This window comes from Pseudomonas sp. Lz4W (genome assembly GCF_000346225.2).
Classification (GTDB): domain Bacteria; phylum Pseudomonadota; class Gammaproteobacteria; order Pseudomonadales; family Pseudomonadaceae; genus Aquipseudomonas; species Aquipseudomonas paraversuta.
The window spans coordinates 1,136,970-1,159,259 of sequence record NZ_CP017432.1; the positions used below are offsets into that span (position 1 = coordinate 1,136,970).

The following is a 22,290-nucleotide window of genomic DNA, read 5'->3' on the forward strand; positions in this document are numbered from 1 at the left end:
TGTTTGGTTGCGGGAGCCGGATTTGAACCGACGACCTTCGGGTTATGAGCCCGACGAGCTACCAGACTGCTCCATCCCGCGTCTGTGGGGTGGATTCTACAGCGAATCGCCGGGCTGTCAACCCCTGAATCTCGTAAGCGATTGAAATGTCCGGATTTAATCCTGCTCCTCCGGTCGGGGAGGGGGAGCAAAAACACCCGGGCACAAAAAAGGCCACTCTTTCGAGCAGCCTTTTTATGTTTGGTTGCGGGAGCCGGATTTGAACCGACGACCTTCGGGTTATGAGCCCGACGAGCTACCAGACTGCTCCATCCCGCGTCTGTGGAGCGCACTCTACAGTGATGCGGTGGGGAGTCAACCTTTAATGCGAAAATGTACTAAATAAGATCAATGCAGCTGGTTTTCAGGCGACGGCCTGATCCTGATCGGCTCGATCCTGCAGGAGAGCTCCCCGGTCTTCAAGATTGTTCCGCTGTACAAGGGGAGAGGTTGTTGCGAGCAGATCGCTCTTTGTGCGGCGGGTCATAAAACAGGCACGCACAAAAAAGGCCACTCTTTCGAGTGGCCTTTTTCGATGTTTGGTTGCGGGAGCCGGATTTGAACCGACGACCTTCGGGTTATGAGCCCGACGAGCTACCAGACTGCTCCATCCCGCGTCTGTGGGGTGGATTCTACAGCGATACGCCGGGCTGTCAAACCTTAATTTAGAAAAAAGTGTTCTGGTTCAATCGCTTAGATAAAAGTGCGGGTTATAAAAACGGCGACAGGGCAGGTAGCGTATGGGGTCCAGCTCTATTAGAGGGTGTAATTCGATTAGAAAAACAAATTCATGAGCGGTATTTCCCACGCCTGTCGGGGAGAATCCACACTACTGGTGCTATATACAGTTCCCGGTGACATACTGATCTTCTGTATTGCCTACCCTATAAAGAACACCGCCCTACATGACTCAGCGCAAAATCATCCATGTCGACTGTGACTGTTTCTACGCCGCTATTGAAATGCGTGATGATCCGAGTCTGGCGAACAAGCCCATGGCAGTCGGGGGCTCGGCTGACCATCGTGGGGTTATTTCTACCTGTAACTATGAAGCGCGGGCTTTTGGCGTGCGTTCGGCGATGGCATCCAGACATGCACTGAAATTGTGTCCGGATCTGGTCATCGTCAATGGCAGGATGGATGCCTATAAAGAAGCCTCCAGAGAGATACACGGCATCCTGCGTGATTACACCGAGCTGATTGAGCCGCTGTCGCTGGATGAGGCCTATCTGGATGTGTCTGACAGTCCGCATTTTGCCGGCAGCGCTACGCGTATCGCCCAGGATATCCGGCGCCGTGTGTCCAACCAGTTGCACATCACCGTGTCTGCCGGTGTGGCGCCCAATAAATTCCTGGCCAAGATCGCCAGTGACTGGAAGAAACCCAACGGACTATTCGTGATCACTCCGGATCAGGTCGAGGATTTTGTCTCGGCGTTGCCGGTCAATAAGCTGCATGGGGTGGGCAAAGTCACGGCCGACAAGCTTGGACGGCTGGGGATTGAAACCTGCCTGCAATTGCGGGACTGGAACAAGCTGGCGCTGGTGCGTGAATTCGGTAGTTTCGGTGAACGATTGTGGGGTTTGGCACGCGGGATAGATGAGCGTCTGGTGCAGAGCGACAGCCGACGTCAGTCGGTCAGTGTTGAAAATACCTACGATACGGATTTGCCTGATCTGGCCAGCTGTCTAAGCAAACTCCCCGAGCTGCTCGCGACCCTTAATGGACGCATTGCCCGCATCGACAGCAGTTATCGTCCCGGCAAGCCGTTCGTTAAAGTGAAATTTCACGATTTCACCCAGACCACACTGGAGCAGTCCGGTGCGGGGCTTGATCTTGAGAGTTACCAGGATTTATTGAGTCAGGCATTTGCACGCGGTTCCAAGCCCGTTCGATTGCTCGGGCTTGGTGTGCGTTTGCAGGACTTGAACAACGGGTTTGAACAGCTGGAGCTGTTCAGGCGTTAGCTGATCCCGGGATCAGCCACCAGCCGACCGGCATTTTTGGTCAAGGATTGAAGGAATTCACGTTGTAACTCGGGATCGTTACGGGTGAGTTCGATCAGGCTTTGTTCCAGTTCGCTGGCTTCTTCTTCCAGACCCAGTTCCGACAGGCGCTTGACCCGATGCACCCATTGGTTGACGTCGTCACCCTCAAGGTCGTCGTAGATCAGGTTGTGCGCTTCCAGCAGCTTTCCGCGCAGGCCACTGCTGATCGACAGGGTCGAGTCCGAGTGGGTCTCGTCCTGGGCATCCTCAACCATGATGGTCAATTTGCCGATGTGATTCAGGTCCTGCTCGGCAAAAGGGCTGTCCAGCAGGTTGAGGCGCAACACGCCATTGCGGTCGGTGGTGAGTTCGTGGGTCTGTTTGCCGGCTTTTACCACCACCGGACGCTCAGCCCATGGCAGGCTTGAATACTCCAGGCGCTTGTCGCGCTGAACATCCTCGATCCCTGCCAGGTTCTGCTCGGCGCGACCGTGGGACTGTACGTTCATGGCCGGGTTCACGCCGGCGAAACCGTAGTTGATCCAGTCTTTGGTCACGCTGTCAGGCAGTTGCCCAAACATGAACACGTTCAGCACATTGGCGCCCACCCCGGCGACAATCGCCACCGCACCCAGTGGCACTTCATAGATCTCGCGCCAGGGCTGATAGGGCGTGTAGCGGTCGTAATGACGGGTGACATCGAACTCAGTGACTTCAAAAGTCTTTTGTTCGTTGATGCGCACACGGCGTTGCGGCAGCTCCAGCACCGAAGGTGAACCGACATCAATCTGCAGGCTGTGGGCCAGTAGTTTGCGCTCGATGCGCTCCTCGTGTTCGCTGCGTTGCGACATGTGATTGGCACAGCCGCTCAGCAGCAGGGCGCCGCACATGGCGGCGCCCCCGAGGGTCAGGGTGTTTCGATTGAACATGACGTCTCTATCTGGATTCAGCGGCTGATGCGCGCCTGAAGGAATGCAAGGACATCGGCAACGGGCAGGGCTTGCGCTTCTGCTTCGGTACGGCTCTTGTATTCCAGGTTGCCTTCGGCCAGGCCACGGTCACTGACGACGATCCGGTGCGGAATACCGATCAGTTCCATGTCGGCGAACTTGATGCCAGGGCTGGTTTTCTTGTCGCGGTCGTCCAGCAGAACTTCAAAACCGGCGGCCGTGAGTTGGGCGTAAAGGTTGTCAGTCGCTTCGCGAACGGCTTCGGTTTCATAGCGCAGTGGTACCAGTGCCACCTGGAAAGGTGCCAGGGCATCGCTCCAGATAATGCCGCGCTCGTCGTTGTTCTGCTCGATGGCAGCAGCGACCACACGGGAAACCCCAATGCCGTAGCAGCCCATTGCCAATGTCACGGGCTTGCCGTTCTCGCCCAGTACCTGGCACTTCATCGCTTCGCTGTACTTGGTGCCCAGCTGGAAGATATGACCGACTTCGATACCGCGTTTGATTTCCAGCGTGCCTTTGCCGTCCGGGCTCGGGTCGCCAGCCACCACGTTGCGCAGGTCGGCAACGGTAGGTACAGGCAGATCGCGCTCCCAGTTCACGCCGAAGTAGTGCTTGTCATCGATGTTGGCACCGACGCCGAAGTCGCTCATCAGCTCGACTGAACGATCAATGATGCATGGCAGTGGCAGGTTCAGCGGGCCCAGGGAGCCTGCGCCTGCGCCAATGGCGTCACGCAATTCTGCGTCCGAAGCCATGGTCAGCGGGCTGGCCACCAGCGGATGGTTTCCGGCCTTGATTTCGTTCAGCTCGTGATCGCCGCGAATGACCAGTGCGATCAGTTTGCCTTCTTCGGCAGCGTGAACGATCAGGGTCTTGACGGTTTTCTCGATCGCCAGGTTGTAGCCTTCAACCAGTTGAGCAATGGTCTTGGCGTCAGGCGTGTCGACCAGGCGCAGTTCTTCGGTGGCTGCCGCGCGCGAGGTTTCAGTCGGGATGGCTTCGGCTTTTTCGATGTTGGCCGCGTAGTCCGAAGCATTGCTGAACACGATGTCATCTTCGCCAGACTCGGCCAGCACGTGGAATTCGTGGGAGCCGGCACCGCCGATGGAGCCGTTGTCAGCTTCTACCGGGCGGAAGTTCAGGCCCAGACGGGTGAATACATTGCAGTAGGCCTGGTGCATGCGGTCATAGGTGACCTGCAGCGAAGCGTTGTCGGCATGGAACGAGTAGGCGTCCTTCATGATGAATTCGCGGCCGCGCATCAAACCGAAGCGCGGACGGATTTCGTCACGGAACTTGGTCTGGATCTGGTACAGGTTGATCGGCAACTGTTTATAGCTGTTCAGCTCGTTGCGGCACAGATCGGTGATGACTTCTTCGTGGGTCGGGCCCACGCAGAATTCGCGGCCGTGGCGATCCTTGAGGCGCAGCAACTCGGGACCGTACTCTTCCCAGCGGCCGGATTCCTGCCACAACTCAGCCGGTTGAATGCTCGGCATCAGCACTTCGAGAGCGCCGGCTGCGTTCATTTCTTCGCGAACAATGGCTTCGGCCTTGCGCATGATCCGCAGGCCCATGGGCAGCCAGGTGTACAGGCCGGAAGCAAGTTTGCGAATCATGCCGGCGCGCAGCATCAGCTGATGGCTGATAACGACCGCGTCGGAAGGCGTTTCTTTCTGTGTGGCGAGCAAATATTGACTGGTGCGCATGGTTAGTCGTTGCCGTGCTGATGACTAGAAATGACTGGGCATTGTACGGCCGAGATGGGTTGGCGTACAGGGCGGACGGGGGAGCTGGAATCCCCCGGGCTGTTATGGGACTTTTTCGAGATTTACCGGGGGGTTGAGGCGTGCCCGGCGGCTTTCCTGATACCAGTGCAGACTGATCAGCAGCAGGGTGGGGACCCCCATGACGGCAGTGATGATGAAGAAGTTGTGATAACCGAACTTTTCCACCAGGACCCCTGAATAACCGCCCATCAGGCGCGGTAGCAGCAGCATGATTGAGCTGAGCAGGGCGTATTGGGTGGCGGAAAACTTGAGGTTGGTCAGGCTCGACAGGTACGCCACGAACGCCGAAGTCGCCAGGCCGGAGCTGAAGTTGTCCAGTGAAATGGTGACAACCAGCATCTGCAGGTTGGGGCCCATGTCGGCCAGCAGCATAAACAGCAGGTTGGTGCCTGCCGAAGCCGCACCGCCAATCAGCAGGATCGGCAAGATGCCGAACCGCACGATCAGCAAGCCGCCCATGCCGGCGCCAACCAGGGTCATGATCAGGCCGAAAATCTTGCTCACGCCTGCGATCTGATCCTTGGTGAACCCTTGGTCGATGTAGAAAACGTTGGCCATGACCCCCATGACGGTGTCCGACATGCGATAGGTGGCGATCAGCCCAAGCAGCAGAAAGGCTTGCCAGCGATACCGCAGGATAAAGTCGTTGACCGGTGTCAGCACCGGCGCGAGTCCGCGACGGCCTATGGACGACAGGCAGAGCACAGTGAGCAGGGTGTAGAGGATGGCGCGCAGGAAAGCCCGGTCTTCGAGTACCAGGTTGACCGGGCTCACGCCTTCAAACAATACCCCGGCAAAGTCGGTGTTATAGAGCTGGGTGAACATCGCCGGAACCGAGACCAGGAGCACGATCAGGACAAAAACCGACGCCAGCTGGTGACCAAAGCTATAACGTCCTGCCTGCAGCTGGGTGCGTAGTGGTACCGGTGGTTCGCGCATGAAAAAGGTGGTCAGCAGCGCCGGAACCATCAGCAGGCCGAAGAGCACATAGGTGCCGGTCCAGGCGGAGTGCTTATAGTTGAAGCCCGTTGAACCGAAACCTTCGGCAAAAAACAGGGCGCCAGCAGTGGCCAGCAAGGCCGCCACCCGGTAACCGGACATGTAGCTGGCTGCCAGCGCGGCCTGACGGCTGTCGTCGGCAATTTCCAGGCGGTAGGCGTCCACGGCAATGTCTTGGGTGGCAGACGCGAACGACACGACAACAGCAATGGCAATCAGCCAGGAAAGATGTTTTTGCGGGTCGCAAAAGCCCATGCCGATCAGGCCGAGGATCACCAGGGTCTGGGACAACACCAGCCATGAGCGGCGTCGGCCAAGTTTTCCGAGGAGCGGCAGGCGCCATTGATCGAGCAGCGGCGACCACACCCATTTAAAGGCGTATGCCAGACCGATCAGGCTTGCATAGCCAATAGTTTCCCGAGCCACACCGGCTTCGCGCAACCAGACAGAAAGCGTTGAAAACACCAGCATGTACGGTAAACCGGCGGCAAAACCGAGCAGCAACAGTACAAGGGTTGAGGGGCTGGAATAGGCAGCTAGCGCTTCGCGCCAGGTTTTACGGGGCATGGACTCGAGTCTGCCTCTGATTGCGGAATCAAAGGGCGCACTCTAACCGTAGTGCTCTATCGGGCGCCAGCCATGGCGTTGTAAATCCACCCGACTATTCACAATCATCAGGCCTTCGCTGCGCAAACGCGCCCGCTGCTCATCACCTGAGGGGCTACCTGCTGGCAAACTGATGCGCCCCCCGGCGGCCAGTACCCGGTGCCAGGGCAGGCGGGAACCTTCGGGCAGCTGGCTGAGCGTGCGCCCCACCCAGCGTGCCGCCCGGCCCAGGCCCGCCAGTTCGGCGAGCTGGCCATAGGTCACCACATAACCCGGGGGAACCTGCATGAGTGTCGAATACAACGCCGTACGGCGGATTTCGGCGGGGGATGGCTGGTGGCTGGTGGCTGTACTCATAGGTGAACCGGATTCAGTGACAGGACCTTAAAAAATAAAGCAGATGCTTTGTTCATCGATCCCGGGAAATGAACTACAGGGGATACATCCGGTCTTTCTTTGCCTGGGGTGTGTCCATCAGGATAATGCCGGCACTTTTTCGCAAATCTGAGTTTCGCATCTGCTTATGTTGTCCAGAACCCTGTTATGCCTTGCTGTCTTGAATGTGTCTACGCCTTTGCTTGCCGATACAGTGTGGTTGAAAAATGGTGACCGCCTGAGCGGCAAGATCAAAGTGTTTGATGGTGGCAAGTTGCTCATTCAGACCGAATACGCAGGGACTATTCCCGTTGACTGGAAGCAAGTCAAAACCCTGGAAAGCGATCAGGAATTGCTGGTCAAGCAGGATGCTTATGTTGGCGAGAAGGCCAAGTCGCTAACGGCGGCAGGGGACGGCAAGGTCACCCTGGCCAACGGAGAAGCACCGAAAACGGTAGAACTGTCCAGCATCGAGCAGATCATCAAGCCCAAGCCAGTGATTGAAGATCTGGTCTGGAAGGGTAACGTCGATGTCGCGCTGGACTACAAGCGTGCCGAGAAAAAGACCGACGACTACGACATCGACTTCAAGACCACTGCCCGCCATGGGGCCTGGCGTCACCATGCCGAAGGTGAGTACAACCGCGAGTTCCAGAACGACGTGGTGACCACCGATAACTGGAGCGCCGAATATGCCCTTGACCATTTCATTGACGAAAAATGGTACTGGCAAGGCCGGCTGACCTACAAAAGAGACAAAGTGGAAGACATTTCCCGCCAGCGCACTGTGGGTACTGGCCCGGGCTACCAGTTCTGGGATGACGAGCTGGGGTCTTTCTCCCTGGGTTCACTGTTGAACCGCACTGACTATGAATACTCCGACGGCCAAAAGGACAACTTCTACTCATTGGCCATGAAGTGGGACTACAACCGCTTTCTGTTGGGCAAAACGGTTTCGCTCTTCACCAACGGAGAGCTGGGCAAGCCTCTGGAAGGCGCTTCGGATTACAGCCTGGATGCCGAAATCGGCCTGCGTTACAAAGTCACCGAGTGGGCTTCGTTAAACCTCAAGGCTGAAAAAGATCTGATCGGCAGCGGTGGGGGCAATGACAATACGCTCAACAAAACCCGCTACAGCGCGGGTTTTGGCGTGACCTGGTGATTGTCTGAGCGCTGGGCCAGGCAGTGGGCGCCGGCTTGCCGGCGATACGGATAACCCGCTTGCTCTAATGCCTGAGCGAGCAAGCGGGCCTCCTGCAGCAGGCGCAGCAGGTTAGATGCGCAGACCGCCATCGAGCTCCAGAATCCGCCCGCTGTAGTAGTCGTTCTCAAAGATGTAGGCCGCCGAATGGGCGATTTCTTCGACTTTGCCCATGCGCTTGAGGGGAATGCCGGCAGTCATTTTTTCCAGGGCTTCGGGTTTCATGCCCAGGGTCATTTCGGTTTCGATGAAGCCGGGGGCAATTCCGGCAACGCGAATGCCGTACCGCGCCAGTTCCTTGGCCCAGGTGACTGTCGCAGCCGCTACCCCGGCCTTGGCCGCAGAGTAGTTGGTTTGCCCGACGTTACCTGCGCGCGAGATCGACGAGATATTGATGATCGCGCCGGGCTGGTTCAGCTCGATCATTTTTGCCGCCACCTCACGGGTGCACAGGAAAACCCCGGTCAGGTTGACGTCGATTACCGCCTGCCATTGCGCCAGACTCATCTTGGTCATGACGCCGTCCTTGACCTTCAGCAACAGGCCGTCGCGCAAGATCCCGGCGTTATTGATCAGGCCGTTGATCGCACCAAAGTCTTCTGCAATCTGGGTAACGGTCCGGGTAACCTGCTCTTCGTCCGCGACATTGCACAGATAGGCCCGGGCCTCGACCCCCTGAGCCTGGCAAGCTGCCACGGCCAGTTCGAGTTTTTCCGGGTTCAGGTCAACCAGCGCCAGTCTGGCGCCCTTGGCCGCCAGATACTCGGCCATGGCACGACCAAGTCCTTGGCAACCGCCAGTGATAATGATTACTTTGTCTTTCAGTTGCATAACAGCCCTCGGCAGCAAATCAGAGTGAGTCCTCGCAGGCCTTTGAAATGCGCCCTGAACTCGTCCGTTTTCGGCGGATTTTTTATTAAGGAGTCACAAGTTGAGCGTTGAAGCTGCCAAGCATGCCCGAGAATTACTGCTCAAGGAATACCGTGGCGCCTTGTCCACCCTCTCCAAAGCCATGCCGGGATTTCCCTTCGGGTCAGTGGTGCCCTACTGCCTGGACGAACAGGGCCGGCCGCTGATCCTGATCAGCCGGATTGCCCAGCACACCCACAACTTGCGCAAGGATCCCAAGTGCTCGCTGATGGTGGGCGAGCGGGGCGCTGAAGACGTTCAGGCGGTCGGTCGACTGACCTGTCTGGCCGAAGCCGAGCAATTGACCGGGGCCGAGGCCATTGAAGCCGCCGCCGAGCGTTACTACCGCTACTTCCCCGAGTCGCGCAGCTATGACACCGCTCACGCTTTCGACTTTTGGGTGTTGAACCCGGTACGCCACCGTTATATCGGCGGTTTTGGCGCCATTCACTGGCTCGACCAGGTGACTTTGCCCAACCCCTTTGCCGGAGCCGCCGAGCAACGGATGATTGAGCATATGAACAGTGACCATGCCAGTGCCATTGCGCATTACGTCGAACTGGCAGGGCTGCCCCGCACCGAACCGGCGCAGATGGTCGGTATCGACAGCGAAGGCATGCACTTGCGTATTGGTGACGGCCTTTACTGGCTGGGCTTTGCAGAAACCTGCAATACTTCGACACAAGTACGCGAAGCCTTGGTTTTTCTGGCCCGCGCGCAGGAGTGGCCGAAAAAACAGACGGCATAGCCTTGAATTCAGGAAGGCGCGCCGTCATCTAAGCTGGGTTGGAAGATATTCTTCCGGAGAGGAATCATTCGATGCGCGCTTTTCTATTGCTCTTTCTGTTGTTTCCAGTGCTAGAGCTGTACGTCTTTTTCAAGGTCAGCACCGCTATAGGGTTTTTCCCGGCGTTGTTGCTGATCATTGCCGGCTCCATGCTGGGTGTTCTGGTGGTACGCGTTGCAGGTTTGGCCACAGCCCTGAGGGCCCGTGAAAGCCTGAGTCGTGGCGAGTTGCCGGCCCAGCAAATGCTGGAAGGCCTGATGCTGGCTCTGGGTGGCGGCCTGATGGTGCTCCCGGGCTTCATCAGTGACATCGCGGGTCTGTTGCTGCTGTTCCCGCCGGTGCGTCGTTTTCTGGTTAACCGTCTGCGCAAGCGTGCAGAGGAACAGGCCATCCGTCAGCGTGCATTTGCCGATGAATTTGCAGCGCAGAGCCGACCCGGTACACACCAGCCCCTGGGCCGTGAGCCGAACGTGATTGAAGGCGAGTTCGAACATCGCGACAAGTAAGGTTTTGACGTTTTCCACACGGCACCCTGGGTGCCGTGTTTGTTTTCAGGGATTACACAGGGCTAAAAATTTCATTGGCGTGCCCTTGTAATCAGTTGATACGCCCTTATGTAACGGACACCGCAGGGTTTTGCTGGCAACAGCAGGCACCTTTGAGCGAATCGCACCCGGCATTTCCGGACTTGCAAACCCCGCCGGTTTTAACATCGGCCGATGAACACCACAATTAGGAGAGATCGACAATGAAGCTTCGTCCTCTGCATGACCGCGTCGTAATCCGTCGCAGCGAAGAAGAAAAGAAAACCGCTGGCGGTATCGTTCTGCCGGGTTCAGCTGCCGAAAAAGCCAACAGCGGTGAAATCATTGCCGTGGGTACTGGTCGCGTTCTGGACAACGGTGAAGTACGTGCGCTGGCTGTGAAAGTGGGTGACAAGGTTGTGTTCGGCCCTTACTCCGGCAGCAACACTGTAAAAGTCGACGGCGAAGACCTGCTGGTTATGGCTGAGAACGAGATTCTCGCTGTAATCGAAGGCTGATCTCCCGCTCCTTTTCCCGTTACTACAAAGTATTTAAGGAAGAACGAACATGGCTGCTAAAGAAGTTAAATTTGGTGATTCCGCCCGCAAAAAAATGCTCGCCGGTGTAAACGTCCTGGCTGACGCAGTAAAAGCGACCCTGGGTCCTAAAGGCCGTAACGTGATCATCGAGAAGAGCTTCGGCGCTCCGACCATCACCAAGGACGGCGTTTCTGTTGCCAAAGAAATCGAACTCAAAGACCGTTTCGAAAACATGGGCGCGCAGCTGGTTAAAGACGTTGCTTCCCGTGCTAACGATGACGCAGGCGACGGTACTACCACTGCAACCGTTCTGGCTCAGTCGATCGTCAACGAAGGCCTGAAAGCCGTCGCTGCCGGCATGAACCCGATGGACCTGAAACGCGGCATCGACAAGGCGACCATCGCCATTGTCAAAGAGCTGAAAACCCTGGCCAAGCCATGCGCTGACAGCAAGGCAATCGCTCAGGTAGGTACCATCTCTGCCAACTCCGACAGCTCCATCGGCGACATCATTGCCGAAGCCATGGAAAAAGTCGGTAAAGAAGGCGTGATCACTGTTGAAGAAGGCTCGGGCCTGGAAAACGAACTGTCTGTAGTTGAAGGCATGCAGTTTGACCGTGGCTACCTGTCCCCGTACTTCGTCAACAAACCAGAAACCATGACTGCCGAGCTCGACGGTCCGCTGATCCTTCTGGTCGACAAAAAAATCTCCAACATCCGTGAACTGCTGCCAGTTCTGGAAGCTGTTGCCAAAGCCGGCCGTCCGCTGCTGATCGTTTCCGAAGACGTTGAAGGCGAAGCCCTGGCGACTCTGGTTGTGAACAACATGCGCGGTATCGTTAAAGTCGTTGCTGTTAAAGCACCTGGCTTTGGTGACCGTCGCAAGGCAATGCTGCAGGACATCGCTGTTCTGACTGGCGGTACCGTTATCTCCGAAGAGATCGGTCTGAGCCTGGAAAGCGCTACCCTGGAACACCTGGGTAATGCCAAGCGCGTAACCGTAACCAAAGAAAACACCACCGTTATCGACGGTGCTGGCGTTGAAGCAGACATCCAGGCTCGCGTGACTCAGATCCGTGCCCAGGTAGCTGACACTTCGTCCGACTACGACCGTGAAAAACTGCAAGAGCGTCTGGCCAAGCTGTCCGGCGGCGTTGCAGTGATCAAGGTTGGCGCTGGTTCCGAAGTAGAAATGAAAGAGAAGAAAGCCCGCGTTGAAGACGCCCTGCACGCTACCCGTGCAGCCGTTGAAGAAGGCGTGGTACCTGGCGGTGGCGTGGCACTGGTTCGCGCTCTGCAAGCAATCGCTGACCTGAAAGGCGACAACGCTGATCAGAACGTAGGTATCGCTCTGCTGCGTCGTGCTGTTGAAGCACCTCTGCGCCAGATCGTTGCCAACTCCGGCGACGAGCCAAGCGTAGTTGTCGACAAAGTGAAGCAGGGTTCGGGTAACTACGGTTACAACGCAGCCACTGGCGAATACGGCGACATGATCGAAATGGGTATCCTTGACCCGGCCAAAGTGACTCGTTCGGCTCTGCAGGCAGCTTCTTCGATTGCCAGCCTGATGATCACCACCGAGGCGATGATCGCTGAGATCCAGGACGACAAGGCAGCTGGCGGCGGTATGCCAGACATGGGCGGCATGGGTGGTATGGGCGGCATGATGTAAGCCGGCTTTACCCCGAAACGCAAAAGCCCCGCCTGAGTAATCAGGCGGGGCTTTTTTGTGTCTGAAGAAACAGTTGAACCTTGCAGGAGCGAGCTTTAAAAGCTCGCTCCTGCAGGGAAATGGTTACTTCTGCGAGATCTGCAACGGTGCTGCGAACACCGGTTTCCAGCTCAGCAACTGCTGCTTGTAGCCGTAGCTGGCGACCTGGTAGTAGGTGATCGCACGCTCAATCAACGGATCGGTGGCCGGAACCCGGGATTCAATACTGGCAGTCAGTGCTTCGTCGTGACGGCGCAGGCCCTGGCGCGGGCTGAGAATCGCCAGGTCCTTGCCGTCGAACAAGCCCAGATGCTGGTAATTACCCACTACCACGCGGGGTGGCAGAGGGTTTTCCTGCAGCAGGTTGCGGCCAAAGAAGGTCGACTGATAGTCCATGTTCAGCAAGCCGAGCAAGGTCGGAGCCAGGTCGATCTGGCTGGCCAGTTGTGCGCTCTCGCGGGCTTCTATGAATTTTGGCCCATAGATGAACAGCGGGATCTGGTAGTTGGTAATGGGCAAGTCTTCCTTGCCGGCGCTGCCTGCCGTGTGGTCAGCCACGAAAATGAAGATCGTGTTGTCGAACCACGGCTTTTGGCGGGCATCCTTGAGGAACTGGCCGATGGCGTAATCGGTGTATTTCACCGCACCGTCGCGACCGTTACCCGACTTGATGTCGATACGGCCTTCTGGATAGGTATAAGGACGATGGTTGGAGGTGGTCATCAACTGCAGTAAAAACGGCTTTTGCCGGGCGTAATCGGCATCGGCCAGCTTCAGGGTTTCGCGGTACAGGTCTTCGTCAGCCATGCCCCACGCATTTTTGAAGTGGATATCGGCTTCATTGACGCTGCTTTGGTCAACCACGCGGTAACCGTTGCCGCTGAAAAATGCGTTCATGTTGTCGAAATACCCGCGGCCGCCATAGACGAACACGCTGTCATAGCCCACGGCATTGAGTTGCTGGCCAAGGCTGGCAAAGCCGCTTTCACGACCGATACGCTTGACGATCGAGCGGCCCGGGGTAGGAGGAATGGCCAGGGTAATGGCTTCCAGGCCCCGATCGGTACGGGTACCGGTGGCATAGAAGTTATTGAAGTACAGGCTCTCTTTGCGCAACTGATCCAGGTTCGGGGTCAGGTTGCGGCCGTCACCATTGCTGCCCAGGTACTTGGCGCTCAGGCTTTCGATGGTCACCAGCACAATGTTTGGCTGGCGCGCAGTCCCCGGGTTGTCGATGTTGCGCCGGATATCCAGCGGGTCCTTGCCGACAAACGTGGCATTGGGTTCCGTGAGCTCGGTGCGCAGCTGTCTGGCGACCACGTCGGCAGGCAGGCTGGCGTAGAACTGCTGGTAGTCCAGTTCGTTGTTACGGAATGCGGCGAAGAACTGGTACGGGCCGTTGCTCGCCAGTTCGTGCTGATAGGCGTTGCCGCCCTGGCCGCGCGGGCCGTCCTGATCAAGCAACTGCAGGCTCAAGCCTGCCACCAGCAGCAAACCGGCGAAGGTTGCCAGGCGAGCGCGAAAGGTGGGCAGCGGGGCATTCATGGCGGCATTGAACGGTTTGCGCAAGGCAACACTCAGAACAATGGCCGCGACGCCGATGGCACTGAGCAGCAGGCCGATCGGATACGACTCCAGCACGTTATTCAGCACTTCATCGGAGTAAACCAGGTAATCCACGGCGATAAAGTTAAAGCGCACACCGAACTCGTCCCAGAACAGGAATTCGGCCACTGCGGTGAACAGCATGGCGAACAGGCTCACGGTCAGCAGGCCTTGCAGGAACCAGCGATGACCACGACGGCGCCACAGGGCGGGCGGGCACAGCAGCAAATACAGACCCAGCGGCAAGGCGGCGTAGGTCAAAAATCCCAGATCGTAGAGCAGGCCAATGCCAAACACCGGCAACCAGCTATTACCAGCCTCGCCCAAATGGGTGAACAGCAAGACGCCTCGGGTGATTAAAAAGGTCGCCAGCCAACAGCCTGTCAACAGAAGCAGATAGCGCATTGGCGCGGTGGACAGCAGACGCATTAGTGTTTTTCCTTAAACCCGTGGGGGGCGTGAGTGTGCGGGCGCCACTGTATTGGCTTTGTGAACCGTGAGTAAAAAAAATGTCAGATTTGGGCGTTCTTCAACTAAATAGAGTGATGGTCTTGCAGCGCTGGCTCTCGGTCGTGCTAAGACTTAAGCTGCGCGGGCCAAGACGGTCGTAACTGCGTACGGAGAAAGTGCCCATGAGAGTTCTACTGGTTGAAGACAACCGCGATATCCTTGCCAATCTGGCGGACTACCTGGGGCTTAAGGGCTATACCGTTGACTGCGCGCAGGACGGTTTGTCAGGTCTGCATCTGGCGGCCACCGAGCATTACGACCTTATCGTGCTCGACATCATGTTGCCCGGGATCGACGGTTACACCTTGTGCAAGCGCTTGCGTGAAGATGCGCGACGCGATACTCCGGTGATCATGCTCACCGCCCGCGACCAGCTCGACGACCGCCTGCAGGGCTTCAAGTCCGGCGCCGATGACTACCTGCTCAAACCCTTTGCCTTGTCGGAACTGGCGGCACGCATTGAAGCAGTATTGCGCCGGGCTCAGGGTGGCGGGCGACGCGAGCTGCAAGTGGGCGATCTGAAATACGACCTCGATACCCTTGAAGTAACCCGCGAAGGGCGCCTGCTCAAGCTCAACCCGGTGGGGCTCAAGTTGCTGGCCGTATTAATGCAGAAAAGCCCCCACGTGTTGCGCCGTGAAGTGCTGGAGGAGGCCTTGTGGGGCGATGACTGCCCTGACAGCGACAGCCTGCGCAGCCACGTGCACCAGTTGCGTCAGGTGATCGACAAGCCGTTCGACAAGCCGTTATTGCAAACCGTACATGGTGTCGGCTACCGCCTCGCCGAGAGTCGTGATGGAGTTTAAGCAAAGCCTTGCCCAGCGGATCATCATTGCCTTCGCACTCATGAGTGCGCTGGTGGCAGGTACATTCGCCCTGGGCATTGTTGCCACCGTTCACCTGGTCGAAGAAAAACTCATTTCAGCGGGCCTGGGCGGCGACCTGCAACGCCTGTTGTTGATGGACAACATTGCCGACTGGAACCATCGACCGGAGCCTGACCAGCTGTTTTATTACAGTGGCGGGCGCGGCGATTTCGCTTTGCCCAAAGACCTGCGTCATCTTGATCCGGGTTTTCATGAAGTGTTCCGCGACCAGCTGTCGTACCACGCCATGGTCGAAGTGGTTGACGGTCGGCGCTATGTATTGCTGCAGGACCAAAGTGATTTCGAAGAACGTGAGCGCGTGTTGTTTGCCGTGGTCGTGGTCGGTTTTGTACTGGCATTGGCCCTGGCGGTCTTTTTAGGCTGGATTCTGGCCCGCAGGGTCATGGCCCCCGTGGTGCGTCTGGCGCGCCAGGTGCGTCATCGTGATCAGTTGCTGGGCCTGGCTCCGCCTTTGGCGCCGGACTATGCGGCCGATGAAGTGGGCGAGTTGGCGGTGGCGTTCGACGCTACCCTGGGGCGCCTGCGCGACACCCTGACCCGTGAGCGGCTGTTCACCAGCGATGTCAGCCATGAGTTGCGTACCCCGCTGATGGTACTGGCCAGTTCATGCGAGCTTTTGCTGGAAAATCCGGCGCTGGACCCGCGCAGCCGCTCGCAAGTCGAGCGAATCTCGCGCGCCTGTGAAGAAATGCGCGAGCTGGTACAGACCTTCCTGATGCTGGCCAGGGCACAGCACGAAGATGCCAGCATGTCGCCGAAAGTGACCCTCACTACCGTGGCCGAAGGCCTGATCAGTTTGTGGCGCGGCCCCATTGAAGCCAAGGGCCTGACCCTGATCTACGATCCGGGGCAGCCACTGGATACCCGTTATAACGCGACCTTCCTGCACGCCGTCATGGGCAACTTGCTACGAAATGCCCTGCATTACACCGACACCGGTTTCATCCGGTTGAGCCTCGAGCCCACCGGATTTGTGGTGGAAGACAGCGGTGTGGGGATTCCCGAAGAAAAACGCCAGGCCATGTTCCAGCCTTTTGTAAGGGGCAGTGAAAAACGCGGGGAAGGGCTGGGGTTGGGGCTGTCGCTGGTGCAACGGATCTGTGACAGCCAGGGCTGGCGGGTAACGCTGACCACCATGGAGCCCAACGGGTGCCGCTTTCACGTTGAATTGAACCCGGTTGATGTCTGATATGTCCTGCCATGGCCAGCGTCCTGCTGGCCATTCCCCTTTCAGGGTTTAGTTTTTGAAGTGGCCCAGAGCCATTATTGGTGGTCTGTAAAACCCTGTAACGTCTGATCGGGCCAAGGCACGAAATTTTCACCCGGTGATGACCTGATGCATACGTTCTCCTGATTAAGGTAGCGCTTACACGCTTCAGGAGAGCCGTCATGAGCTCCACAATCAAACTCAAGTTTTCTGAAAAGTACGATCAAAAGCACGCCGCCGAGTACCTGGAAAAACATCAGGACGGGCTCGCCCGACGCCTTTCGCACAAGCGTGATGAGCAGTTGGCGCGCAAGGCCCTGGCATTGGCCGGCGAGCCGGGCCTGGTACTGGATCTTCCTTGTGGCGCAGGGCGTTTCTGGCCGTTGCTGGCCGAAAAGACCAACCGCGAAATCATTGGTGCGGATTACTCTGCATCCATGCTGGAAGTGGCATCGAAGGCACAGCCTGCGCAAGTGGTCAAACGGGTACGGCGTTTGCAGACATCTGCATTTGATATCGATCTGCCAGATAACGCGGTCGACAGTATTTTCAGCATGCGCCTGCTGCACCACATTGGTGATGCAAGTCACCGGATGGCTCTGTTACGGGAGTTTCACCGTGTCAGCCGGGACAGTGTGATCATTTCGCTGTGGGTCGATGGCAATTTCAAAGCCTGGAAACGCAACCGCCTGCAACGTCAGCGTGAAGCCGATGGCGGGTCGGACGGGTATCAGAATCGTTTTGTGTTACCGGCGGTGACTGTTGAAGCCGAGTTTAAAAAAGCCGGGTTCGTTGTTCAGAATCATTTGGATTTTATCCCGCTGTATGCGATGTGGCGGGTTTACATATTACGCAAGAGGTAACCCATGGCCGTTGAATTTGTATCTCCACCCCAAGCTGCAACTGAAGACCGCTTCGAGTACTACTGGCAGCAGCAAGGCGAGTGGGTCGAGGAGCCGAATCAGCGTCGCGGCGGTGAGAGTGGTGTGCAGCGAATTCGCGATGCCGGTGGACGATTGCTTTATGCCAAACGCCAGGTCGGTCATACCTACCGTAGCTGGCGTTACCCGCTGGGCCGACCGACGGTATTGCGTGAGCGTGATGCACTGCTGGCTATGCAGGGTTTGGCGGTGGGGGTACCCGAGTTGGTGTACTGCGGGGCAAAACAGGGTGCAGACCGTCAATGGCGCGCACTGCTGGTGACCGCAGCCCTTGACGGCTTTATCGAAATTGACAACTGGTACGCCGCCGGTGGGCGTGAACGCCATGGTGAAGCGATCCATGAGCGGGTGCTGGAAGCCATTGCCCATACCCTGGCGCGCATGCATCTGGGACGTTGGCAGCATGGTTGCCTGTACCCCAAGCACGTCTTCGTACGGGTCACCGCAGACGGTGAAAGTGCCGTGGTCGACATCGCCCTGCTGGACCTTGAAAAAAGCCGGCAACGCCTGACTCCGCACAAAGCTGCCTCCCATGATCTCAAGCAACTGCGTCGCCACTCGTCGTGGAATGCCGCCGACTGGAACAAATTGATCTACTTTTACGAGAAGGTGTTTGGCAGCGCCATCAAAGGTTTACGGTGATGAAGAGAGAAATAGCACGAGGTTTGTTTCTACTGGTCGCTCTGGCCATTGCTTCTGTGGCGCTGGCCGCCTGGGAGCAGCCCAAGCCCCAGGTATTCAGCGGTGCAGTCAGCGGGGCCAGTTGCCCGCTACCGCGAGTTGCGAAAGTGGCGAGCGTAGCGACGCCAGATCACGACCTGTTGCTGTTCATGTTTGGCATGGCCCAGGGCATGAAATCCCAGGGCTGAAGCCGCAGGCTGTGCCAGGGGCCCCGGGACCTTGAGTCATGGGGCTCTGGATTTACATCACATGCAAATGGTTGTCCCACAGCCCCGATGGCAAATCCAGCGGTTTGGCTGTCAGCTCACTCTGGCGGCAGTCATAGAAACGGCAACGACCCTGACCGGATGTAACCACAAAGCCATCCTCTACCGCAGCCACCCCGGCGCAATCGGGTAACGGCGCATCGAGGCGCAAGTCACCGCTGTCCAGATCCCAGACAAAGAACCGGTTGCCCCGCGGAGCGGTCAATGCAACCAGCCGCAACCCGCTGTGTACCGCCACACTGGCCGTGTAATGGCCCATGGCACGCAGTTGCTGCTCTGCCACCGGGAAGGGTTCGAAGGGCTGACCAGGACGCTTGATCGCCAGCAATTCGGACAATGTGTGGGCCTCGCCCATGAATTGCTGACACGCAACGATGGTGCCGTCAGTTGCAATTGCAAGATGGCGCACGCTGTTCATCTGCTGGCTCAAGGTCTCTTTGCTCAGCAACGTCCCGTCGCGCTGCATCAGGACCAGGCTGGGCTCCATCGCATTCAGATTCATCTCGATCCGGCTTTCGGCCTCGGTACGAATCCCGCCGTTGGCCACCACCAGCGTCTCGCCGTCGGGCATCCACGACACCTGATGCGGGCCAACGCCGTGGGTCGGTATTTCGCCACTGTGAACCAGGCGCCCGTCTGCAAAGCGATAAACCCCCAGCAAGCCACGTCCCGGGTCGGTGGTGTCATTTTCAGTGGTGTAGAGCCATTCGCCGTCTTTATGGATCACCGCATGGCCGTAGAAATGTCGATCGGGCAGCGATGTCAGGGTTTGTAGCAACTGCCCGTCTGCAAGGTTGATCAGGTAGCTCTCGGTGCCGGGGCGCCGCGCGACAAACAGCGCAACGGGCAGCGAAGGGTGATTGATGATGTCATGGCAGCGCTGGCCGACCCGGGTGCTGAACACCTGGGTGCCGTCCAGCCGATAGCCGACGGCAAAGTGATTGCCGTCCACATCGTCACGGGCACTCAACAGCAGCGGGCTCTGGCCTTTTTGTTTAAACAGTGACCAGCCGCCCAACGTGACGGCGCTCAGTAGTAAACCACCGAGCTTGAGAGCTTGCCTGCGCATCATCGACCCCTCTTTCATCAGTCGCCGTCGTTGGCGTTAAAGCCCAGCTGAATGCCCAGGGCCTTGGCCAGTTCGCCTTCGTGCAGGCGGTGAACCACGTTCAGGCTGTCGTAGATGGCGTCCAGCTGGGCGCGACCTGCGTCGTCAGCCAGCAATTCATTGAGCGAACGCTGGTTGTCATTGAACAGCTTGAGCGAAGCGGCATAGGCAGCGTCGATCTTGTCAGCCAACGGCTTTTGATCAGCAGGCAACAAGCCACGCAAGCCTTGGTTGTCGACCCCGACCCAGACGGTCTGGGCGGCAGCGAGGCTGGCAGCCAGGCTTTGCAGCGATGACTGGCTGCGCCATGCGTCGGCCTGGAATGGCTGGGCGATGCCCTTGCTCTGGCGGCCCATCGGGGTGCCGAGCTTTTTCTTCAGGGTATCGAGTGCCGTGACCTGTACCCGCAACAGATCAGCAATGGCCTCGTGGGAGTCGGCATAGCGCTGGTTAGGGAACTTGGTCATTTGCGCGAGCATGCCGTCGGTGCTGTTCCAACTGGCCAGAATCTCTTCGGCCAGTTGTTTCTGGCGTTCGCCAATGGCACTCAACAACGGGCAGTAACGGGCTTTTTGTGCAGCATCAGCCAGGTCGATATTGCTGTCGAACAGAATGTATTCGTAGGCTGACAGGCCTTGCACCACAACGCTGGACTTGGCCAGGGCATCGGCATCGATCTGGGGCTGGGCTACCACCAGTTGCTCAACCTGACGTCCGACCAGGTTTTTCTTGTCCGGCCAGAACTGGACCTGCCACGAGCGATTACCTTCGGCCAGCGGACCGATCAGCAAGGGTTGCAGCTCGGCCCAGGCTTTTTGCGCGTGCAAGAAGTCAGCCCTGGCGGTTTCCAGTGTTTCTTTGCCCTGGCAGAAGGCCAGGGCACTGACCGCCAGTTGGCGGTCGGCATCGACCCAGCGGCTGTAGGTCGGCAAAATCACCTGTTTGGCAATCGCCGCCGAGGTGACGGCTTGCGGGTCTTGTGGCGAGCATGCGGCCAGAGCGATCGCGGCAAGGCTGGTGAACAAAAGCTTGGGTCGAAACATGTCGGGGTCCCCGATCTTGTAAGGCGTTAAAGAGAGTTCAGGAACGCCAGCAACGCTGCGCGCTGCCCGGCATCGAATTGCAGCACCTGCTGTCTGGCCGGTTCGGCCTCACCACCGTGCCAGAGCACGGCTTCGAGCAGGTTGCGTGCACGTCCATCGTGCAAAAACCGGGTGTGTCCACTGACTGTCCGGGTCAGACCTATACCCCACAGTGGCGCGGTGCGCCAGTCGCGCCCGGAGGCGGCGAACTCTGTGCGGTTGTCGGCCAGACCGTCGCCCATATCGTGGAGCAACAGGTCGCTGTAAGGGTGAATCACCTGGTTGGCCAGTTCGGGTTCAGCGGCGTTGGCCGAGGTGGTGAACGTCGGCGTATGGCACGACGCACAGCCTGCCTGGTAAAACAGGTTTTTGCCGGCCAGCACCTGGGGCGAGCCGACATCCCGTCGTGCAGGCACGGCGAGGTTGCGGGTATAGAACTCGACGAGCCGCAGAATGTTGTCACTGACCTCTGGCTCGCCATCCGGGCCATTGCCGTTGGGGGCTTGAAGACAGTCAGTTTGGGCCGGGGTGCAGTCATCAACGGGTCTCAGGGACGTGGTGAGCCCCATATCACCAGAAAAGGCGTGAACGTTTTGTTGATTGAGGTTCGGTTGACCGGCTTTCCAGCCAAAGCGCCCCAGAACAGTCTTTTGTTGCGCATCATCCCAGACCCGGTTCGGACGTCCGGCAACCCCGTCACCTGTGTTGGCATTGGCCAGAATCGCCTCTTCGGGGATGGCCTCAAGCAAACCCAGGCCAATCATCGGCGGTGCAACGCGTGCCGAGAAACGGGTGTCCGGGTGCATCGGGCCATAACCGAGCTGGGTGATTTGCAGTGTCGGTTTTTGCAGCTCGACTGCCGTGCCGTCCTTGAAATGTACCAGCACCGGCTGGTATTCGACCCGCACCTTGCCTTCGGGGGCAACGCCGGGCACGGCCATGTCCTGCAACTGAGCGCCATAAACCGGTTCCGGCACTACGCCGGTCTGCTCGATCAACCTGGCATAGGCGGGTTGATCGGGAATCGACAGGCGTACCAGCATGGACACCGAGTTGACGGCGTCCGGCGCAGGAGGGTGGCCGCGGCCGTCCTTGATATGGCAGTTCTGACAGGCATTGGTATTGAACAGCGGGCCCAGGCCGTCACGGGCGGTGGTGGTGGAGGGGGCTATGACCCAGGGGCTGCGAAAGAAACTGTTGCCGACACTGAAATCCAGACGCCGGCTTGGCGAAAGGTTGGCGGAGGGCATGGAGAACGCATTTCGATCGGCTTTACCCACTGTCGTATCCCCGCCGGAGCGGGCTTCACCGGGCTCGGGTTGGGTAAAACGCGGGGCATCATCACAGCCGCCAAGGCCCAGGGCCAATAGCAGCAGAGACAGGCGAAGAGGCAGCGAAGGCATCAAGCGTCCAGATCAGCGAGCAAAATCGAGGGCGCAAAGTTTATCAGGGAAGGTGAATTGAAATAAGAGGGATTAGCATTTGGTTTGATCAGGGGCAGGCTTTCGTTCCTGTGCACGGAGGGAATTGCTCACCTTGCAAGCTGCTCCGACCCGGCACTGCAGGAGCGAGCTTCCCGGGA

General features: G+C 58.0%; 20 protein-coding genes and 3 tRNA genes. 11 read left to right on the forward strand and 12 right to left on the reverse strand.

The window, feature by feature from the left end:
- Positions 1-4: 4 nt before the first annotated feature.
- The 3 genes from B195_RS05440 to B195_RS05450 all read right to left on the reverse strand — a co-directional run bounded on the left by B195_RS05440 (position 5) and on the right by B195_RS05450 (position 656).
- Positions 5-81, reverse strand: a tRNA-Met gene (locus B195_RS05440).
- 160 nt (positions 82-241) lie between these two features.
- Positions 242-318 (reverse strand) — tRNA-Met (locus tag B195_RS05445).
- Between the two features lie 261 nt (positions 319-579).
- Positions 580-656 (reverse strand) — tRNA-Met (locus tag B195_RS05450).
- A 288-nt stretch (positions 657-944) separates the two neighbouring features.
- On the opposite strand from B195_RS05450, the gene dinB reads away from it, so the two are divergent.
- Positions 945-2,006 (forward strand): DNA polymerase IV, encoded by a 1,062-nt coding sequence (gene dinB, locus B195_RS05455; protein WP_003443002.1) that lies wholly within the window; start codon positions 945-947, stop codon positions 2,004-2,006.
- On the opposite strand, the gene B195_RS05460 is transcribed toward dinB, so the two are convergent.
- From B195_RS05460 to B195_RS05475, 4 genes are all read right to left on the reverse strand, one after another.
- Complete coding sequence (locus B195_RS05460) at positions 2,003-2,956, reverse strand: hypothetical protein (RefSeq protein ID WP_003442999.1); 954 nt, start codon at positions 2,954-2,956, stop codon at positions 2,003-2,005. The two genes, dinB and B195_RS05460, sit on opposite strands and share 4 nt — an antisense overlap.
- Before the next feature lie 17 nt (positions 2,957-2,973).
- Complete coding sequence (locus tag B195_RS05465) at positions 2,974-4,689, reverse strand: proline--tRNA ligase (RefSeq protein WP_003442995.1); 1,716 nt, start codon at positions 4,687-4,689, stop codon at positions 2,974-2,976.
- A 102-nt stretch (positions 4,690-4,791) separates the two neighbouring features.
- Positions 4,792-6,336, reverse strand: a complete 1,545-nt coding sequence (locus B195_RS05470; RefSeq protein WP_003442994.1) for an AmpG family muropeptide MFS transporter — start codon at positions 6,334-6,336, stop codon at positions 4,792-4,794.
- Positions 6,337-6,378: 42 nt separating this feature from the next.
- The gene (locus B195_RS05475) at positions 6,379-6,732 is read right to left on the reverse strand and encodes an MGMT family protein (protein WP_003442993.1); all 354 of its coding nucleotides are present in this window, start codon (positions 6,730-6,732) and stop codon (positions 6,379-6,381) included.
- A gap of 166 nt (positions 6,733-6,898) precedes the next feature.
- Between B195_RS05475 and B195_RS05480 the strand changes: the two genes are divergently transcribed.
- On the forward strand, positions 6,899-7,912 hold the full coding sequence (locus tag B195_RS05480) for a DUF481 domain-containing protein (protein ID WP_003442992.1): 1,014 nt from the start codon (positions 6,899-6,901) through the stop codon (positions 7,910-7,912).
- Between the two features lie 111 nt (positions 7,913-8,023).
- Here B195_RS05480 and B195_RS05485 read toward each other — a convergent pair whose 3' ends face one another.
- Positions 8,024-8,782: an SDR family oxidoreductase gene (locus tag B195_RS05485; RefSeq protein WP_003442989.1), complete on the reverse strand. Its 759-nt coding sequence runs from the start codon at positions 8,780-8,782 to the stop codon at positions 8,024-8,026.
- A 100-nt stretch (positions 8,783-8,882) separates the two neighbouring features.
- Here B195_RS05485 and B195_RS05490 point away from each other — a divergent pair, with 100 nt between their 5' ends.
- The 4 genes from B195_RS05490 (at position 8,883) to groL (ending at position 12,382) form a co-directional block, all read left to right on the forward strand.
- Positions 8,883-9,608 (forward strand): HugZ family protein, encoded by a 726-nt coding sequence (locus B195_RS05490; RefSeq protein WP_003442987.1) that lies wholly within the window; start codon positions 8,883-8,885, stop codon positions 9,606-9,608.
- Positions 9,609-9,679: 71 nt separating this feature from the next.
- Positions 9,680-10,153 (forward strand): FxsA family protein, encoded by a 474-nt coding sequence (locus B195_RS05495; RefSeq protein WP_003442984.1) that lies wholly within the window; start codon positions 9,680-9,682, stop codon positions 10,151-10,153.
- A 242-nt stretch (positions 10,154-10,395) separates the two neighbouring features.
- A complete protein-coding gene (locus B195_RS05500) occupies positions 10,396-10,689 on the forward strand; it encodes a co-chaperone GroES (protein ID WP_003442977.1) in 294 nt (97 codons plus the stop codon).
- Positions 10,690-10,738: 49 nt separating this feature from the next.
- A complete protein-coding gene (gene groL / locus B195_RS05505) occupies positions 10,739-12,382 on the forward strand; it encodes a chaperonin GroEL (protein ID WP_003442974.1) in 1,644 nt (547 codons plus the stop codon).
- A gap of 123 nt (positions 12,383-12,505) precedes the next feature.
- On the opposite strand, the gene B195_RS05510 is transcribed toward groL, so the two are convergent.
- Entirely contained in the window at positions 12,506-14,455 is a 1,950-nt protein-coding gene (locus tag B195_RS05510; RefSeq protein WP_003442971.1) for an LTA synthase family protein, read from the reverse strand.
- 203 nt (positions 14,456-14,658) lie between these two features.
- Here B195_RS05510 and colR point away from each other — a divergent pair, with 203 nt between their 5' ends.
- The 5 genes from colR to B195_RS05535 all read left to right on the forward strand — a co-directional run bounded on the left by colR (position 14,659) and on the right by B195_RS05535 (position 18,440).
- On the forward strand, positions 14,659-15,342 hold the full coding sequence (gene colR, locus B195_RS05515; RefSeq protein WP_003442961.1) for a two-component system response regulator ColR: 684 nt from the start codon (positions 14,659-14,661) through the stop codon (positions 15,340-15,342).
- Positions 15,332-16,612 carry a HAMP domain-containing sensor histidine kinase gene (locus tag B195_RS05520; protein WP_003442958.1) on the forward strand — a complete coding sequence of 427 codons (1,281 nt, stop codon included), beginning with the start codon at positions 15,332-15,334 and terminating at the stop codon, positions 16,610-16,612. Before colR ends, B195_RS05520 begins: the two co-directional genes overlap by 11 nt.
- Positions 16,613-16,812: 200 nt before the next feature.
- On the forward strand, positions 16,813-17,493 hold the full coding sequence (locus B195_RS05525) for a class I SAM-dependent methyltransferase (protein ID WP_003442955.1): 681 nt from the start codon (positions 16,813-16,815) through the stop codon (positions 17,491-17,493).
- A 3-nt stretch (positions 17,494-17,496) separates the two neighbouring features.
- Complete coding sequence (locus B195_RS05530) at positions 17,497-18,213, forward strand: lipopolysaccharide kinase InaA family protein (protein ID WP_003442953.1); 717 nt, start codon at positions 17,497-17,499, stop codon at positions 18,211-18,213.
- Positions 18,213-18,440, forward strand: coding sequence for a hypothetical protein (locus B195_RS05535; protein WP_003442952.1), 228 nt, complete (start codon positions 18,213-18,215; stop codon positions 18,438-18,440). Before B195_RS05530 ends, B195_RS05535 begins: the two co-directional genes overlap by 1 nt.
- Before the next feature lie 52 nt (positions 18,441-18,492).
- Here the strand turns inward: B195_RS05535 and B195_RS05540 are convergent, their stop codons facing one another.
- Genes B195_RS05540 through B195_RS05550 form a run of 3 tightly spaced genes read right to left on the reverse strand, consistent with a single transcriptional unit; the run spans position 18,493 to position 22,111 of the window.
- Entirely contained in the window at positions 18,493-19,590 is a 1,098-nt protein-coding gene (locus tag B195_RS05540; protein ID WP_003442951.1) for a DUF1513 domain-containing protein, read from the reverse strand.
- Positions 19,591-19,604: 14 nt separating this feature from the next.
- Positions 19,605-20,669, reverse strand: a complete 1,065-nt coding sequence (locus tag B195_RS05545; RefSeq protein ID WP_003442948.1) for an imelysin family protein — start codon at positions 20,667-20,669, stop codon at positions 19,605-19,607.
- Positions 20,670-20,695: 26 nt separating this feature from the next.
- The gene (locus B195_RS05550; protein ID WP_003442938.1) at positions 20,696-22,111 is read right to left on the reverse strand and encodes a di-heme oxidoredictase family protein; all 1,416 of its coding nucleotides are present in this window, start codon (positions 22,109-22,111) and stop codon (positions 20,696-20,698) included.
- Positions 22,112-22,290 lie beyond the last annotated feature (179 nt).

Excerpts from the sequence above, each read along its gene's own strand:
- B195_RS05480 (WP_003442992.1), top strand. The coding sequence starts at position 6,899 with ATGTTGTCCAGAACCCTGTTATGCCTTGCTGTCTTGAATGTGTCTACG.
- groL (WP_003442974.1), top strand. The coding sequence starts at position 10,739 with ATGGCTGCTAAAGAAGTTAAATTTGGTGATTCCGCCCGCAAAAAAATG.
- dinB (WP_003443002.1), top strand. The coding sequence starts at position 945 with ATGACTCAGCGCAAAATCATCCATGTCGACTGTGACTGTTTCTACGCC.
- B195_RS05525 (WP_003442955.1), top strand. The coding sequence starts at position 16,813 with ATGAGCTCCACAATCAAACTCAAGTTTTCTGAAAAGTACGATCAAAAG.
- B195_RS05475 (WP_003442993.1), bottom strand. The coding sequence starts at position 6,732 with ATGAGTACAGCCACCAGCCACCAGCCATCCCCCGCCGAAATCCGCCGT.
- B195_RS05530 (WP_003442953.1), top strand. The coding sequence starts at position 17,497 with ATGGCCGTTGAATTTGTATCTCCACCCCAAGCTGCAACTGAAGACCGC.
- B195_RS05520 (WP_003442958.1), top strand. The coding sequence starts at position 15,332 with ATGGAGTTTAAGCAAAGCCTTGCCCAGCGGATCATCATTGCCTTCGCA.
- B195_RS05535 (WP_003442952.1), top strand. The coding sequence starts at position 18,213 with ATGAAGAGAGAAATAGCACGAGGTTTGTTTCTACTGGTCGCTCTGGCC.
- B195_RS05495 (WP_003442984.1), top strand. The coding sequence starts at position 9,680 with ATGCGCGCTTTTCTATTGCTCTTTCTGTTGTTTCCAGTGCTAGAGCTG.
- B195_RS05500 (WP_003442977.1), top strand. The coding sequence starts at position 10,396 with ATGAAGCTTCGTCCTCTGCATGACCGCGTCGTAATCCGTCGCAGCGAA.
- B195_RS05545 (WP_003442948.1), bottom strand. The coding sequence starts at position 20,669 with ATGTTTCGACCCAAGCTTTTGTTCACCAGCCTTGCCGCGATCGCTCTG.
- B195_RS05540 (WP_003442951.1), bottom strand. The coding sequence starts at position 19,590 with ATGATGCGCAGGCAAGCTCTCAAGCTCGGTGGTTTACTACTGAGCGCC.
- B195_RS05460 (WP_003442999.1), bottom strand. The coding sequence starts at position 2,956 with ATGTTCAATCGAAACACCCTGACCCTCGGGGGCGCCGCCATGTGCGGC.
- B195_RS05485 (WP_003442989.1), bottom strand. The coding sequence starts at position 8,782 with ATGCAACTGAAAGACAAAGTAATCATTATCACTGGCGGTTGCCAAGGA.
- B195_RS05465 (WP_003442995.1), bottom strand. The coding sequence starts at position 4,689 with ATGCGCACCAGTCAATATTTGCTCGCCACACAGAAAGAAACGCCTTCC.
- B195_RS05550 (WP_003442938.1), bottom strand. The coding sequence starts at position 22,111 with ATGCCTTCGCTGCCTCTTCGCCTGTCTCTGCTGCTATTGGCCCTGGGC.
- B195_RS05510 (WP_003442971.1), bottom strand. The coding sequence starts at position 14,455 with ATGCGTCTGCTGTCCACCGCGCCAATGCGCTATCTGCTTCTGTTGACA.
- colR (WP_003442961.1), top strand. The coding sequence starts at position 14,659 with ATGAGAGTTCTACTGGTTGAAGACAACCGCGATATCCTTGCCAATCTG.
- B195_RS05470 (WP_003442994.1), bottom strand. The coding sequence starts at position 6,336 with ATGCCCCGTAAAACCTGGCGCGAAGCGCTAGCTGCCTATTCCAGCCCC.